The organism is Xanthomonas axonopodis pv. maculifoliigardeniae, from assembly GCF_041519315.1.
Classification (GTDB): domain Bacteria; phylum Pseudomonadota; class Gammaproteobacteria; order Xanthomonadales; family Xanthomonadaceae; genus Xanthomonas; species Xanthomonas euvesicatoria.
This window is the reverse complement of record NZ_CP167998.1, coordinates 4,485,491-4,501,274: the sequence shown is the minus strand read 5'-3', so window position 1 is coordinate 4,501,274 and position 15,784 is coordinate 4,485,491. Positions and strand designations below refer to the sequence as shown.

Sequence of the window (15,784 nt, the reverse complement as noted above, 5' to 3'; positions counted from 1 at the left end):
GCGCACGCCCTGTCTCGACGCGCCACAGGACGCTTCGCCCTCACCTCGAAGTACCTGGCATGCTCTAAGGCTTCACCTGCTCATTGAACAGCTCGAGGATGCGCTTGTACTCGTCCAGCCACGAATCGGCGCGCGTAAAGCCGTGGCGCTCCAGCGGGTACGGCGCCACCTGCCAGTTGTCCTTGTGCAGCTCGATCAACTTCTGCGTCATGTCCACCGAATCCTTGAAGAACACGTTGTCGTCGATCATGCCGTGGGCGATCAGCAGGTGGTCGCGCAAGCCCTCGGCGTAATTGATCGGCGAGGAGATCTTGTAGGCCTCTGGATCGAGCTCGGGCGTGTTGAGGATGTTGGAGGTGTACTCGTGGTTGTACTGCATCCAGTCGCCGACCGGGCGCAGCGCCGCCCCGGCCTTGAACGTGCCAGGGCTGCGGAACAGCGCCATGTAGGTCATGAAGCCGCCGTACGAGCCGCCGTAGATGCCGGCGCGTGTGCGATCACCCTGCTTGGTGGCGACCAGCCAGTCCAGGCCATCCAGATAATCTTCCAGCTCGGGGTGGCCCATGTTGCGATAGATCGCCGTGCGCCAATCGCGGCCGTAGCCTTCGGAGGCGCGATAGTCCAGGTCCAGCACGATGTAGCCCTGCTGCACCAGCAGGTTGTGGAACATCTGCTCGCGGAAATACGGGGTGTAGCGTTCGGAGACGTTCTGCAGATACCCGGCGCCGTGCACGAACATCACGATCGGATACTGCTTGCCCGGCTCGGGCGTCTTGGGGCCGTAATACTTGCCCCAGACCGTGCCGGCACCGTGTTTGGACGGGATTTGCACGTACTGCGGCGCAATCCACGGCTGCGCCTTGAAGGCTGCCGTGCGGGTGTCGGTGAGCACGGTGGCCTGACCGCCTGTGGCCGGTACCACGGCCAGTTGGGTCGGCAGATAGCTGCCGGAGTAACGCACCAGCAACTGCTGCCCGTTGGGCGAGAGGCTGAAACCTTCCACACCGTTCAACGCCGTGATCTCGGTGAGCTGATCGTTGCGCAGATCGAGCTTGCAGACTTCGTAATCGCCCGGCCATTTCTGGTTGCACAGGAAGAACATGCCGCTGCCGTCGGCGCTGGCCACCGGCATCGACACTTCCCACTTGCCGCGCGTGCGCTGGCGCGGTTTGCCGTTGCCTTCCACGGTGTACAGCTGCGAATAGCCGGATTCTTCCGACAGCAGCCACAGCGTACGGTTGTCGGGCAGCCAGCCGAAATCGTTGAAGTCCCAGTTGATCCACGCGCTATCGCTCAAACGGTGACGCGGCTGCAGCCTGGCGTTGTCCAGGTCCACGCTGGCGATCCAGCGGTCCTTGTTGTCCACCGCGCGAATTTCCACCGCCACGTTGCGGCCGTCATCGCTCCAGTGCACGGCCGGCCCGCTGCCGTCGCCATCGCTTTCCACGCGCACCGCGCGGTTGCCCTTCAGGGGGTCGCGCTTGGCGGCTTTGCGCAAGGCCGCCAGCGGATCGGTGGCGATGCCGGGGAGTGGGTCGAACGACAGCGATCTGGCCGTGCCCGCGCCAACATCCACCAGCCACAGCGCATGCGCTGCCGGGGCGTTGCGGCCGACACGGGTGCGCACTTCCTGGAATTCTTCGTAACCGGATTCGGTCACGTATCTGGGCATCTTGCCGGCCTGACCTTCGTCGGCGTTCTTGGCCTGTGTGACCACCAACAGATGGCGGCCGTCCGGCGACAACGCGCTGTCGACGATCTCCACCTCATCGCCCAGATACACCGGCGCCGCCGCACGCGTGGCATCGGCGCGGCGCCAGGCGTCTTCCTGCGTGCGCAGCGCGTCGCGTTGCTCCTTGTCGCGGCGCAAGGTGGCCAGCGTCGCCAGTTGCTGCTCGCGCAGCACATCGGCCTTGGGAGCGGCGTTGGGGTCGCGCTCGGCCTTGACCACCGCCACCTGCGCAGTGCCGCCGTCGGCGCGCCAGTGGTACCAATTGTTGCCCGCGCGCCAGATCGCACCGCCGTCGCTGGCGAACTGCGGACGCGATTCGGTCTCGTTGCTGCGGGTCAGCTGGGTCAGCGCACCTGTGCGCAGATCGCGCAGGAAGATGTCGCCGTTACGTGCGAACAGCATGCGCTGGCGGGTGGCATCGTAACTGGGGTTTGCCGCATCCAGGCCGGCGCGCGCGGTATCGGCCACACGCTCGGCGGTGCCGCCGCCGGTGCCCTGGCGATAGGTGTCGCGCACCGGGCTGCCATCGCGCTTGAGCAGGTATTGCACCTGTTTGCCGTCCCATTGCCACCAGGCCTGGTCCACCGCCGGCCCGATCCAGTCCGGGTCGGCCATCGCCTGTTCGATGGTGAGCGGGGCGGCAGCCTGCGCATGCGCAGTGGTGGCCAGCAGCAGAAGGGTCAACGGCAACAATCTAGGCATCGGACACGGCTGGACGCAAAGGAGAGCGCGCAAGCCTAGCAGTTCGCCTTCGCAGCAGGCTTGGGCCACAGGTCATGCGTGCGTGGCTGCATGCAGCGCCCGGTAGCACCTGTAAGCGCGCAATGAGCGGGCGCGACCATGGGCCGGCGCTGCGCAAGCATGCACTCGCAGATGAGAGCGGTGCGCGGCATCGGCGCTGCACGACACGACAGCGCAAATGAATCCTTCAACGCCACGGCACTGGTAACGCCACGCGCTCAACTGGCACACGCGCCGACGAACGCAACGAAAATCTCGTATGGAAGCGCACCTGCGCAGAGGCGCCGCACGAGTGCCCTGCACACCTGCAGCCCGTCGGCGTATCGCACTGCCCAGCGCAACCACGCACTGGTGAAGACTTGCCGCGTGCAGCGACGATGATGTGCCATGCCGCACAAGGCGCGCGTCGCACACCAACTGGCCCGGCCACCCGCATGCCACACCCCGGCGGCGATCCACTTCGCGCGTCGCAGAGGAAAACCCCTGACTTGCCAGCGGCGCAGGTGGCGGCCAAGCTAGCGCGCTTTTGCGACCGTCGGTTTCCATGTCCAGCCTGCCTGCCCCCGCTATTTCCCATCCGATGGCTGTTGGTGCGCCCGACCGGCCGCTGGCCTGGCGCGCGGGGCAGTCGGTCGATCTGGCGACCTTCATCGCGCACGTGCACGGCCTGGCGCAGCAGCTGCCCGCGGGCCGCCATGCGGTGAATCTGTGCGAGGACCGCTATCGTTTCATGGTGGCGTTCTATGCATGTGCGCTGCGCGGGCAGGTCTCGCTGCTGCCGTCCTCGCGAGCGCCGGCAGTCGTGGGCGAAGTGCAGGCGCGTTACGTCGATACGTATTGTCTGGGCGACCTGACGCTGGAGCTGGCGCCGCCGCGGTACTGGCAGCTGCCGGCCGAGTTGCCGCAGGCCCAGGGCCCGATTCCGCAGCTGGCCGACGATGCGCTGGTGGCGATCGGTTTCACCTCCGGCAGCACGGGCAGCCCGCAACCCAATCCCAAGACATGGGGCAGTTTTTTGACCAGCACGCGCCAGGATCTGGTTGCGCTGCAAAGTCTGTGGACGCACACCGATGCCGTCCCGCACGTGGTCGCCACCGTGCCGCCGCAGCACATGTACGGCATGGAGTTGTCGGTGCTGCTGCCGATGGTGACCACGCTGGCGGTGCACGCCGGGCGCCCGTTCTTTCCGGACGACGTGGCACGTGCACTGGCCGATATTCCCGCGCCGCGTGTCTTGGTGACCACACCGGTGCATCTGCGTGCGTTGGTCGAATCCGGCGTGGCGCTGCCGCCGCTGGCCGGCATCGTGTCGGCCACCGCGCCGCTGGCGCCGGAGATCGCCGCTGCCGCCGAAGCGCGTTTTGGCGGTGAGGTGCGCGAGATGTTCGGCTCCACCGAAACCTGCGTGTTCGCCGTGCGCCGTACGGCGCTGGAAGCGGCGTGGACGCCTCTGCCCGGCGTGCGCCTGGAAACGCAGGCCTCTGGCACGCTGGTGCATGCGCCGCATCTGGCCACGCCGGTGCTGTTGGCCGACATGATGGACGTGGCCGACGACGGCCGCTTCCAGGTGCGCGGCCGCCAGGCCGACCTGCTGGAAATCGCCGGAAAGCGCGCATCGCTGGCCGATCTGACACGGCGCTTGCTCGCCATTCCCGGCGTCATCGACGGGACCATCGTGCAGCTCGCGCCCGACCCCGGCCAGGCGGTCGGCCGCATCGCCGCGCTGGTGGTCGCCCCCACCCTGGACGAAGCCCAGGTGCTGGCCGCGCTCCGCGTCAGCGTGGACCCGGTCTTCCTGCCGCGCCGCCTGCGCAAGGTCGCCGCCCTGCCACGCAACGAAACCGGCAAGCTGCCGCGCGATGTGGTGCTGGGATTGCTCAACGGCTGAGCGTGACCTGCCGCGTGTGCGCAACGGCAGGCGTCATGGACGCGGCAGTCAGCGTGGCGATGAATGGCCGCAGACACAGCGCGAAGAACGCGCGGGCAGGCGTGGTCGACGCAGGCCACAGAGCGTTGCCGCCTTGCTGGTCGTCATCTGCGCGGTGGTGTTGTCGGCGTTCATCGGCACCTGTGTGGCGCCTTCGATGCGGGGTCAGGGATGCGCGGCACGAATGCCCGCATCAGGTCAGCCCGCATCGCGCCATCCGTGGGCGCTGCTCGATCGATCGCCGCAGATGGCCTCCGCGGCACGTGGCATCACCCATGCACCCCATCGATCTCCACCGCCAGCTCATCGCGGCAGATCACGGCGTGCAGCAGCAGGCGCGGGACCGCATCGCCGAAGCGGGCATCCAGTGCCTGCGCAACCCGGGGCAGGTCGTCGCGCTCGCGCACATAGACTTTCAGGCGGGTGCCGGCGCCGAACTGCGCCGGTAACGCCGGTGCATGCTGACGCGCGGCGCCAAGCAGGGCGTCGAAGTTGGCGAAGGTTTCTTCCAGCTGCGCCAGCAATTGGCCGGTGTGCATCGAGGCGTGGCCCACCACCGCAGCGGTGCCTGACAGCAGCAGCGGCATGTCGCTGCCGGCCGGTGGCAGCATGGCACGGGCGAAACTGGGCGGCTGCGGGCCGTACTGGCGCGGGTAATGGTAGGCACTGACCTGGCGCGGGTTTTCCAGCGGCGTGCCGGCATTGGTGGCGGCCAGCCAGTAGATCTGGATGATGCGCTCGGCATCGCAACGGCCCACGGCGGTGGCCGCCGGCAACTGCGCGGTGTCGAATGCGCCCAACCCGCGTGCACGGCCCACGCAGAACTGCCGGTAACGTTCGCGATCGCCGCTGCCCAGGGTGATGGCGTCGAGGTAATTCCAGATCCGCAGCAACCGCGGCGTCTGGCCGTTGCTGACGAAGGCGGTGATTTCCGCATATGCCCTGGCAGCGGCTTCTTCGATATCGACATCCTGCTCGTCGATCTCGATCACGCCGAACTGCAGGTGCCCATCGCTGGACCAGGCGATGTTGCCATCGCGGCCGCTGCTCACCGGCGCATCGGTGCGCCAGACTTCCAGCACGCTGGCCTGGTACGGCTGCAGCGGCACGCGCAGATAACGCGGGTCGTGCAGGCGCGGCGCCGCATCGCCGAAGCCGAACACGGCCAGCACCTGCGGGTCGGTCAGCAGCACGGCAGGGTCGGTCTGGTCGACATAGTCGACCTGCAGCCGGGGATGGCGCACGGCGTGCGTGGTCTGGGCCTGGGAAGCGGTCATTGAGCGTCTCGTTGTTGCGTGTCGCATTGCAAGGTGTCGCCGTCGAAGCCGAGCTTGGCCTGACGCCGGCGATGGCGCCACGACTGCCAGGCGCGCGGCATCATCGACAAGGTGGTGAGTGCGTACAGGGCGCGAAAGGCGCGCAGGCGGATGCGGACTTTGGGGGCGTCGAAGACATCGCCGGCCAGCATTGCCACCACCGCCTGTTCCACCTGCCAGGTGTTTTGCGGGTGCGCGAACAAGGCGCGCATGGTGGGCGAAGTGAAGCGGTAGATGAACCACTTGAATTCATCCACACCGCGCGTCAGTTCGCGCTGCAGGGCACGCTGCAGTTTCGCCTCCGACTGCGGTGCGCGTAGTGCCGCATCCACCATCGCCGCGCCACGTTCGGCGCTGTGCATGGCCAGGAACACGCCAGAGGAAAACATCGGGTCGACGAAAGTGTAGGCATCGCCCAGCATCAACCAGCGCGGCCCGGCCATGCGCGTGCATTCGTAGGCGTAATTGCCGGTGGCATGCACCGGCGCCACGCGCTCGGCGCCGAGCATGCGCGCGTTGAGCTCGGCATTGAGCGCCAGCGTGCGCATCAAGAAGCCCTCGCTGTCGCCCTTGCGGGTCTTCATGTACTCCGGGTAGCAGACCGCGCCCACGCTCATGATGTCGTCCGGCAGCGGAATCAGCCACATCCAGCCGTGCGCATGCCGGTAGATGCTGATGTTGCCGGCATCCTCGCCCGGGCGTCGCGTCACGCCGCGGAAATGGCTGAACACCGCGGCCGACTGATGCGTTGCATTGGCGCGTTTGAGCTTGAGGCGGTTGCCCAGAAAGGTGTCGCGGCCGCTGGCATCGAGTAGATAGCGCGGGCGGAACTGCTGCACGCCACCGTCTGCCGTGCGTGCCTGCAGCACCGGTTGTTCGCCGTCGAATGCGACCTGCTCCACGCAGACCTGCTCGCGTGCATCCACGCCCACCGCACGCGCACGCTGGAACAGCACGTGGTCGAATTGCGCACGTGGCACCTGGAAGGCGAAATCGGCCTTGGCATCGAGCGCGTGGGAGAAACGGAACGTGTTGTAGCCGCCGCTGTCGTTGGGAAAATCCGCCCCACGCTTCAGAACGCCGATGGCGCGCACGTCTTGCAGCACGCCGAGGCGTTCAAGAATCGGCATGTTCATCGGCAGCAAGGACTCGCCGATATGAAAGCGCGGGTGCTGCGCCTTCTCGAGCAGGGTCACGGACCAACCGAGCTCGGCAAGTGCGATGGCCGCGGTGCAGCCAGCCGGGCCGCCGCCGACGATCAGAACATCCGGACACTCCGGTCCGGGAGCCGGCCCGGCTGCCGGCATGGCGGTCGGGGTAAGGCGAACAGCGGTGGAAGTCATCCTGGAACGAACCTGCGGCGGGCGAGCGTCATGCAGTCATGATAGCCTGACAGGCGGCCCGGCCAGCTTGCGGCCCGCCGATTCATATGTGAAGAACGACCGGCAGCACGTGCAGGCACCGGCCAGCCGCGCGGCAGATGCTCGGATTGGCAGCGGCGGCAACGTACACTACGGCCCGGCGCGACGCTCATGCATGCCGATGCTCGTCCGCGCTGCTCCTGCTTGTTCTCACTCTTGTTGCCCGACCCTGACCTGTGGAAATCCTGGATGTCCTCGCAAACCGCTGCCGAACGTGAACTGGCCGAACTCCTGGTCGAAAGTCTGAACCTGGAAGACGTCCAACCCGCCGACATCGATCCGGAGGCGCCGTTGTTCAATACAGGGCTGGGGCTGGACTCGATCGACGCCCTGGAACTGGCGCTGGCGATCAGCAAGCGCTACGGCTTCCAGCTGCGCTCTGACAACGACGAAAACCGTCGCATCTTCGCGTCGCTGCGCGCACTGTCGGCGCATGTCCAAGCCAACAAGACCGTCTGATCTGCCAACTGCGCCATCCCCCGACGCACCCGCGTGGGTGCTGGGGCTGGGCGTTCTGCTGGCGGTGGCGTATTCGCCGTTGGCGCATTGGGCCAATGCCAGTCACCGCCCGGAATTGGCCGTCATCGCCGGTGGTTTGCTGGTGCTGATGGTGTTGATCGAACCGATGGTTGCACGCCGGCCCTGGGCCTGGGCGTTGGCGCTGTTGCTGCTTGCCGGGCTGGGCGCGCTGTGGCATTCGCCGTATGCGATGTTGGTGCTGGCGGCGCCGCCGGTGGTATTTACCGGTTGGGTGGCCTGGTTTTTCGGGCGCAGCCTGCGGGCCGGACGCACGCCGCTGATCACGCGCATCGTCGAGGGCCTGTACGGCCAGGCCGGCATGCTGATCACGCCCGAACAACGCCGCTATACGCGCCGCCTCACGCTGGCCTGGGCAGTGCTGCTGTGCGGTCTGACCCTGGCCAATCTGGTGCTGGGTCTGTGCGCCGAGCCCAGCGGCGTGCTCGCGCAGCTGGGTCATGCCTCGCCGCTGCCGATCAGCGACGCGCGCGCCTCGTTGTTCGCCAACCTGCTCGCCTATGGGGTGATTGGCGGCTTCTTCGTTGGGGAATATCTATTGCGTGGCCGCTGGTTTCCACAGCGCCCCTATCGTAATCTGCCAGACTTCTTGCGTCAGATGGCGCGGCTTGGGCCGGATTTCTGGCGCGATCTGCTGCGCTGAGTGCGTGGCCTGGGGCAGCGACGGACGTGCATATTTTCGGGGACAAGACAAAAATGCCGTTGGCAAGGATGCCGTCGCGCCTGGCGTGGGCTGTGTTCAACCTGTTGCAATTGGCGTTCACGCTGGCCTTTACCGCTGGCGGGATCGTCTACGCATTGGCATCGCTGGCGATCACGCGCGATGCCGACCGGATGTTGCGCATGGGCAGCTGGATGTGGGCGCCGGTGCTGTTCCGCGGTGCGGGCGCCACCGTCATCGTGGAAGGGCGCGAGCGGGTGGATTGGTCCAAGAACTATCTGTTCGTGAGCAACCACCAGTCGATCATCGACATTTGCGCGCTGTTCCATGCCTTGCCGGTGCCGCTGCGTTTTTTACTCAAGGAAGAAATGCGCAAGGTGCCGTTCGTGAACTGGTATGCGCGCGCCGCCGGCATGCTGTTTTTGGACCGCGACAGCCGCAGGGCAGGGGCGCTGGTGCGGCGCCAGGCGGCCGCATTGCTGCGCGAGGGCAAACAGTTGTGTCTGTTTCCCGAAGGCACCCGCAGCCGTACCGGCGCATTATTGCCATTCAAGGCCGGGCTACTGCAGGCCGCTATCGATGCTGGCGTGCAGGTGGTGCCGGTGGCGCTGGATGGCTGCGGCAAGGTCTTGCCGGTCGATGGCCTGTTCAGGGTGAGGCCGGGCATCATCCGCGTGCGGATCGGTGCGCCGATCGCGGTGACCGGGCCGGATGCGCCGGATCGCCAACAATTGACCGAGCAGGCACACAAGGCCGTGGCTGCAATGCTTCAACCCAGGATCTGAGTTCTGCGCTTATGGATTTCGTTGTGCCGCATGATCATCCCTGCCTGCCCGGACATTTCCCGGGCCGCCCCGTGGTGCCTGGCGTGGTCGTGCTCGACCATGTGCTGCAGGCGGTGGAAGCCCTGCATGGTCCGCGCGCGGCCATGCGCCTGCCGCAGGTGAAATTCGTGCAGCCCTTGCTGCCCGGCCAGACCGCCTCGGTCACGCTAGAAGGCGATGGCCCGCGCTGGCGCTTCCGCGTGCAGCGCGCCGAGGCGTTGCTGGTCAGCGGCGAACTGGTGGCCGAGGCGGCGGCATGAGCAAGCACTGGAAACAGCGTCCGGAAGGTGGCGGGCGCTTTGCGTTGTGGCTGATCCGCGGCATTGCACGGCACGCCGGACGTGCGGTGGGGCGTGCGCTGCTGTATCCGATCACGCTGTACTTCCTGCTGGTGCGTGGCCCCGAGCGCGCTGCCTCGCGTGCCTATCTGGGGCGGGTGCTGGGCCGCCCGGCCACGCTGCGCGATGTGGCGCGGCACATCCATACCTTCGCCTCGACCATCCTGGACCGGGTGTACATGCTGTGCGGGCAGATGCAGCGTTTCCGCGTGGACATCACCGGCCTGGATCAACTGCACACGCAAATGGACCGCGGCCGCGGCGTGCTGATCTTCGGCTCGCACCTGGGCAGCTTCGATGCGCTGCGCGTGCTGGCCACCGAGCGCCCGGACGTGCAGGTCAAGGTGGTGCTGGACAAGGCGCACAACCGCGCCATGACCGACCTGCTGGGGGCGCTCAACCCGCAGTTGGCCGCCAACATCATCGACGCCGGCATGGATGCGACCTCGATCGTCATGGCGATCAAGGAAGCCACCGATGCCGGTGCGCTGGTGGCGCTGCTGATCGATCGTCCGCGCGAAGGCGACCCGGCGCTGCCGGCGATGTTCCTGGGTCGCAATGCGATGTTCCCGACCTCGCCGTGGTTGATCGCCGCGGCGCTCAAGGTGCCGGTGGTGCTGGCGTTCGGCCTGTATCACGGCGGCAATCACTACGAGCTGGCGTTCGAAACCTTCAGCGAGGGCCTGGACGTGCCGCGTCGTCAGCGCGCCCCGGTGCTTGCGGTACTCATGCGCGATTACGCTGCCAGGCTGGAACATTACACCTGCTACGCGCCGTACAACTGGTTCAACTTCTACGATTTCTGGAACACCCACCATGCCGATGTGCCGCACCCTGCCGTGGATGCTGATACTGCTGTTCAGCGCCGCACCGCTATGCGCCGCACCGCCTGAGACGCTGGACGTCGGGCAGGTGCTGCAGCGCCTGGCGCGCCCCGCACCGGTCAACACCGAATTCGTCGAATTGCGCGGCTCGGCCTTGCTGAAGACGCCGTTGCGCGTGGAAGGACACTACCGTCGCCCGGACGCGCAGACGCTGGTGCGCGAGGTCAGTGCGCCGTACCACGAAACCACCACGCTGACCGGCGACGAAGGCGTGCTGGAACGCGAAGGCAAATCGCCACGCCGTTTCTCGTTGAGCCGCGTGCCCGAGCTGGCCGGTTTGAAGTCCGGCTTCGGCGCGTTGCTGTCCGGCGACCGCGCGCTGCTGGAGCAGCACTACCGCGTCAGTGGGCAGGGCCAGCCGCAGGCCTGGCAGCTGACGCTGCAGCCCAAGGACGCTGCCGTGGCCAAGCAGGTGCACGAATTGCGCCTGTACGGAGGCAACGACGAACTGCGGTGTATCGAAAGCGTGCCCGCCAAGGGCGACATGCAGCGCACCCTGCTGGCCGGTGCCGCGCGCGCGGCCGCCGGCGTGACCGATGCCGCCGCGCTGACCGCGCTCTGCCACGGTTCGGGCGCGTGACCGCGCGCGGGATGGTTGCGCCGGTCGTCTCTAAACACATCACACCCTTCGCAGCTGAAACCCGCACGTTGCCAATAACGACCGATGTCGCGCGTGCGGCCGGCGGGCGTTCGGCCGCTGCAGCAGGATATGCATGCCATGGCGCTTGAATTGAACGCAAACCGCCGCATCGGCCTGGCGCTGTTTTGGCTGGCCTTGCTGGCAGTGGCTGGCTTCTGGTTGAGCGAGACGCTCAAGGTCACTGGGGACTTGCGCAAGTTCATGCCCGCCCCGCGCACGCCGGCGCAAAAACTGCTGATCGAAGAACTCGGCGAAGGCCCTGGATCGCGGTTGCTGCTGATGGCGTTGTCCAACAACGATCCGGTCACCTTGGCCGAGCAGTCGCAGCAACTGCACCAGGCGCTGTCCGCGCAGCCGGCGTTGTTCGAACTGGTCAGCAATGGCGGCAATGCCGGATTGGAGGCGATTCCCAAGCGCTTGCTGCCATACCGCTATCTGCTCAGCGACAGCTTCGACAAGACCCCGCTCGACGCGGCGACGCTGGAAGCGGCGTTTCAGGCGCGCGTGCAGGATCTGGGCTCGCCGGCAGCGGCCATGGTGGAGCCGTTGTTGCCGCGCGACCCCACGATGGAAATCCTGCATCTGGCCGAAACCCTGCAGCCGGCAGCGATGCCGCGCACGCGCAATGACGTGTGGTTCGATCGCGCCGGCACTTCGGCGCTGTTGATCGTGCAGACCCGCGCGGCCGGCTTCGACCCCACCGGCCAGCAACTGGCCTATGACGCCGTGCAAGCGGCGTTCGCGAAGGTCAGCAAGGGCACCGCCACCCGGCTGACGCTGACCGGGCCGGGCGCATTCGCGGTGGAAATCACCGCGCGCACGCAGGGCGAGGCGCAGTGGATCGGCACGCTGGATACGGTAGGCCTGGTGTTGCTGCTGCTGGTGGCCTACCGCAGCTGGAAGATTCCGGTGCTTGGCGTGTTGCCGCTGGCCAGCGCCGGTCTGGCCGGCCTGGGTGCGGTGGCGCTGCTGTTCGACGGCGTGCATGGCATCACCGTGGCATTCGGCTTCACGCTGATCGGCGTGGTGCAGGATTACCCGATCCACCTGTTCAGTCATCAGCGCCCCGGTCTGGATCCGCGCGAGAACGCACGGCACCTGTGGCCGACGTTGGCCACCGGCGTGGTCTCTACCTGCATTGCCTATGTGACCTTCCTGTTTTCCGGCGTGGACGGCCTGCGGCAGTTGGCGGTGTTCACCATCGCCGGACTTGCCACCGCCGCGGTCACCACGCGCTGGCTGTTGCCGGCCTTGATCGACCCGGCCCCGCGCGACTACGCGGACTCGCGCCTGCTGGCGGTGCTGTGGCGTGGCATTGCGCGCCTGCCGCGGCCACGCATCAGCCTGGCGGTGATGGCCGTGATCGGCATTGCGGTGATCGTGTTCGCGCCCGGGCAATTCTGGCAGAACGATCTGTCGAAGCTGACCCCGGTGCCACCCAAGGCCTTGGCGCAGGACACCCATCTGCGTCAGGAGCTGGGCGCGCCGGATGTGCGTTACGTGCTGGCGCTGCCGGCAGCCAGCGATGAAGCGGCGTTGCAGGCCAGCGAGCAGTTGCGCCCGCGTCTGGATGCGCTGGTGCGCGATGGTGCGTTGCTCGGTTACGACATGGCGGCACGCTATCTGCCCAGTGCCAAGACCCAGCGTGCGCGACAGGCCGCATTGCCCGATGCCGCCCAGGCGCGCGCGCTGACCGAGCGCGCCGTGGCCACCACGCCATTCCGCAGCGATGCGTTTGCGCCGTTCCTGCAGGATCTGGACGCCGCCAAGCGCGCCGCACCGCTGCTGCCGAAGGATCTGAGCGGCTCGCCGCTGGCCACGTCGGTCGGTGGCCTGCTGCTCGGCCGTGGCGATCGCAGCACCGCATTGGTGTCGTTGACCGGCCTGCGCGATCCGGCGGTGTTGGCGGCCGCCGTGCAGGGCAGCGGCGCGCAATTGCTGGATCTGAAGGACGCCTCCGAATCGCTGGTGGCCGCCTACCGCGGACGCGTGCTCGGTGCGCTGGTCCTGGCTGCCTTGTTGCTGGCGGTGACCGTGGCGATTGCATTGCGCAGCCCGCGCCGCATCGTGCGGGTGCTGCTACCGATGGCGCTGACCACGGTGCTGATCCTGGCGATCCTGCGCGGCACCGGGGTGGAGCTCAATCTGTTCCATCTGATCGCGCTGATCCTGGCCGCCGGTCTGGGCCTGGATTACGCGCTGTTCTTCGATCATGCCGGCGACGATCACGCCGACCAGCTGCGCACGCTGCACGCGTTGATCGTCTGCAGCCTGATGACACTGCTGGTGTTTGCGCTGTTGGCCGCTTCCAGTATCCCGGTCTTGCGTGCCATCGGCAGCACGGTGGCGCTGGGCGTGTTGTTCAATTTCATTCTGGCCTTGCTGGTGTCGCGCGAACCGGCGCTGGAACGCACCGCGAACGGAGAGCCGCATGCAGGGACGTGACGCAATCGCTGCGCTGATTCCGCATCAGGGCAGCATGTGCCTGTGGGAAGAAGTGATTGAGTGGGATGCACAGCGCATTGTGCTGCGCAGTCACGCACACCGCAGCGATACGCATCCGCTGCGGTGCAACGGGCGTTTGCGCGCGCTGCATCTGTGCGAGTACGGCGCGCAGGCCATGGCCGTGCATGGCGGATTGCTGGGTCGCCAATCCGGCATGCCGGTACGCCCGGGCATGCTGGTCGCGCTGCGTAGCGTGGAATTGCACGTGGTGTATCTGGACACCTTGCCGGATGCGATCCACTGCCAGGCGCAGGTGTTGATGCAGGGCGACGACAGCCAGCAATACAGTTTTCGCCTGACCCATGGCGAGCAATTGCTTGCCGAAGGACGCGCCACCGTGATGCTGGGTGCCGCCTGAGGCCTGCGCTCAGGGATTGACGGGTGTCTTCGCCGCGATGAGCGCGCTCAGATTGCCGACGCCGGGCAGGCGGTGCGCATACAGCCGCGCGATGTCACTGCCGCTGTGCAGATGCTCGAAATGCTCCAGACCGATCGACAGGAATTCCGCACTGCCATCGTGCGGCGTCTTGATCTCGCCGACTTCGAGTGCCTTCAAGGCGCTGATCCAATGGAAGGACTGGCCAGCGTCTTCGCGATTGAAATAGGCGTACCAGACCGGAATGCGGAACAGCCGCTCAAACGCCACCGCGCGTCTGAGTTCATCCTCATAGGGCAGGCTGTAACAGGTTTTCTTGTACCTGTTGCGGTTCTTGACGTCGATGGCGATCAAGCCGATCGACTCCAGCAGCAGCAGGAAATCCGGCCGTTTGACCGCTGTGCCGAACAACGGCGCGAAGGTGTCCGGCGCTTGGCAAATGGCCACATAGCTGAAGCCATGGAGCTGCAACCATGCATTCATCGCGTCCTCGCCTTGCTTGCCAAGGCCCGCCAAGTTCACTGCATTCATCTCGTTTCGTTCATCGCCGCCCGTGTTCGAAAGCTACCAGCCGGATTCGAAAGCGCTCAAGCGGCAGCGATCGGATTTGCGGCATGGTCAGGCAAATACGCGAGAAGTACCAAGAGTCCGTCCTTCAACGGGCAGCTTGATCTAGGATAACGCTCCTTATCTGCTCATATGGTTCGTGGCTTATGAACTCAGCTGCAAGACGCGCACTTGTTACCGGCGGCAGCGGCGATCTTGGCGGTGCGATCTGCCGGCACCTGGCTGCGCAGGGCCGGCATGTCATCGTGCACGCCAACCGCAACCTGGCACGTGCGGACGAGGTGGTTGCCGCGATCGTGGCCGATGGCGGTAGCGCACAGGCAGTGGCCTTCGATGTGGCCGACGCGCAGGCAAGTTCGGCGGCGCTGGAGAGCTTGCTGGACGCTGGCCCGATCCAGATCGTGGTCAACAACGCGGGCATCCATGACGACGCGCCGATGGCAGGCATGAATGCCGAGCAGTGGCACCGCGTCATCGACGTGTCGCTGCACGGTTTTTTCAATGTCACCCAGCCGTTGCTGCTGCCGATGGCGCGCACGCGTTGGGGCCGCATCGTCAGCGTGTCGTCGGTGGCGGCCGTGCTGGGCAACCGCGGGCAGACCAACTACGCCGCCGCCAAGGCGGCGTTGCACGGCGCCAGCAAGTCGCTCTCGCGCGAAATGGCCAGCCGCGGTATCGCAGTGAATGTGGTCGCGCCGGGCGTGATCGAAAGCGACATGGTCGGCGACAGTTTTGCGCCGGAGGTGATCAAGCAACTGGTGCCGGCCGGCCGCGTCGGCAAACCCGATGAAGTGGCCGCGCTGGTCGCCTTTCTGTGCTCGGAACCGGCCGGTTACATCAATGGCCAAGTGATTGGCGTCAATGGTGGGATGGGCTGAGGACGACCAACAAAACGAGTGCGTAGTGCCAGTCGGGCGCGGCCTGCTTTGGGGTCGCTATCAGTACACGGCTAGGCTGGCAGTTGAGAGCACCATGTAGTCGAAGCTTTGAGTTGCTGCAGGGTCCTTGCCCGCTCACCATCGCGGGACACGCTGCAAGTACGTCCTTGTAAGCTCTTTGGCGGCATCCATGCCGCCAAAGGTCCCGCGACGGCGAGCGGGCAAGGACCAGTTGGGATGGTTGGTGCGCGCAGGTTTCAACAAGCGAGCATCGAACCGCGCGACGCGGTGTCCTCGCTCTTCAACAAAACCACCAGCCAATTGTTGGTGCGGTGTCCTTGCCGATTGCGGGACCGTTGGCGGCATGGATGCCGCCAACGAGCCCCCATGGACGGGTTTACGGCGTGTCCCGCGAGCGGTGAGGGCACCGCGCGCTC

General features: G+C 66.4%; 14 protein-coding genes. 10 read left to right on the top strand and 4 right to left on the bottom strand.

What is annotated here, in order from left to right:
- Positions 1-64: 64 nt before the first annotated feature.
- The gene (locus tag ACDH77_RS19230) at positions 65-2,425 is read right to left on the bottom strand and encodes a prolyl oligopeptidase family serine peptidase (protein ID WP_372353919.1); all 2,361 of its coding nucleotides are present in this window, start codon (positions 2,423-2,425) and stop codon (positions 65-67) included.
- A 592-nt stretch (positions 2,426-3,017) separates the two neighbouring features.
- On the opposite strand from ACDH77_RS19230, the gene ACDH77_RS19225 reads away from it, so the two are divergent.
- Positions 3,018-4,361 (top strand): AMP-binding protein, encoded by a 1,344-nt coding sequence (locus ACDH77_RS19225; protein WP_031424779.1) that lies wholly within the window; start codon positions 3,018-3,020, stop codon positions 4,359-4,361.
- 308 nt (positions 4,362-4,669) lie between these two features.
- Here the strand turns inward: ACDH77_RS19225 and ACDH77_RS19220 are convergent, their stop codons facing one another.
- Both ACDH77_RS19220 and ACDH77_RS19215 read right to left on the bottom strand, forming a co-directional pair.
- Positions 4,670-5,677, bottom strand: coding sequence for a hypothetical protein (locus tag ACDH77_RS19220; RefSeq protein ID WP_008571153.1), 1,008 nt, complete (start codon positions 5,675-5,677; stop codon positions 4,670-4,672).
- Positions 5,674-7,023, bottom strand: coding sequence for an NAD(P)/FAD-dependent oxidoreductase (locus ACDH77_RS19215; RefSeq protein WP_014091388.1), 1,350 nt, complete (start codon positions 7,021-7,023; stop codon positions 5,674-5,676). The genes ACDH77_RS19220 and ACDH77_RS19215 overlap by 4 nt, the downstream gene beginning before the upstream one ends.
- Positions 7,024-7,326: 303 nt before the next feature.
- Here ACDH77_RS19215 and xanC point away from each other — a divergent pair, with 303 nt between their 5' ends.
- From xanC to ACDH77_RS19175, 8 genes are all read left to right on the top strand, one after another.
- Positions 7,327-7,596, top strand: coding sequence for a xanthomonadin biosynthesis acyl carrier protein XanC (gene xanC / locus ACDH77_RS19210; RefSeq protein WP_005914783.1), 270 nt, complete (start codon positions 7,327-7,329; stop codon positions 7,594-7,596).
- Between the two features lie 37 nt (positions 7,597-7,633).
- Positions 7,634-8,317 carry a hypothetical protein gene (locus ACDH77_RS19205; protein WP_008571156.1) on the top strand — a complete coding sequence of 228 codons (684 nt, stop codon included), beginning with the start codon at positions 7,634-7,636 and terminating at the stop codon, positions 8,315-8,317.
- A 53-nt stretch (positions 8,318-8,370) separates the two neighbouring features.
- Positions 8,371-9,120, top strand: a complete 750-nt coding sequence (locus ACDH77_RS19200; protein WP_029820684.1) for a 1-acyl-sn-glycerol-3-phosphate acyltransferase — start codon at positions 8,371-8,373, stop codon at positions 9,118-9,120.
- A gap of 71 nt (positions 9,121-9,191) precedes the next feature.
- A complete protein-coding gene (locus ACDH77_RS19195; protein WP_223866257.1) occupies positions 9,192-9,419 on the top strand; it encodes a hypothetical protein in 228 nt (75 codons plus the stop codon).
- Positions 9,416-10,390 (top strand): acyltransferase, encoded by a 975-nt coding sequence (locus tag ACDH77_RS19190; protein WP_017156312.1) that lies wholly within the window; start codon positions 9,416-9,418, stop codon positions 10,388-10,390. The genes ACDH77_RS19195 and ACDH77_RS19190 overlap by 4 nt, the downstream gene beginning before the upstream one ends.
- Complete coding sequence (locus ACDH77_RS19185) at positions 10,314-10,961, top strand: LolA-related protein (protein ID WP_014091387.1); 648 nt, start codon at positions 10,314-10,316, stop codon at positions 10,959-10,961. The genes ACDH77_RS19190 and ACDH77_RS19185 overlap by 77 nt, the downstream gene beginning before the upstream one ends.
- A 138-nt stretch (positions 10,962-11,099) precedes the next feature.
- Positions 11,100-13,466, top strand: a complete 2,367-nt coding sequence (locus ACDH77_RS19180; RefSeq protein ID WP_057681278.1) for an MMPL family transporter — start codon at positions 11,100-11,102, stop codon at positions 13,464-13,466.
- Positions 13,453-13,884 (top strand): hotdog family protein, encoded by a 432-nt coding sequence (locus tag ACDH77_RS19175; RefSeq protein ID WP_029820681.1) that lies wholly within the window; start codon positions 13,453-13,455, stop codon positions 13,882-13,884. The genes ACDH77_RS19180 and ACDH77_RS19175 overlap by 14 nt, the downstream gene beginning before the upstream one ends.
- A gap of 9 nt (positions 13,885-13,893) precedes the next feature.
- Here ACDH77_RS19175 and ACDH77_RS19170 read toward each other — a convergent pair whose 3' ends face one another.
- Positions 13,894-14,433, bottom strand: coding sequence for a hypothetical protein (locus tag ACDH77_RS19170; protein WP_008571166.1), 540 nt, complete (start codon positions 14,431-14,433; stop codon positions 13,894-13,896).
- Between the two features lie 182 nt (positions 14,434-14,615).
- Here ACDH77_RS19170 and fabG point away from each other — a divergent pair, with 182 nt between their 5' ends.
- A complete protein-coding gene (fabG, locus tag ACDH77_RS19165; protein ID WP_071118000.1) occupies positions 14,616-15,347 on the top strand; it encodes a 3-oxoacyl-ACP reductase FabG in 732 nt (243 codons plus the stop codon).
- The last annotated feature ends 437 nt before the right edge of the window (positions 15,348-15,784 follow it).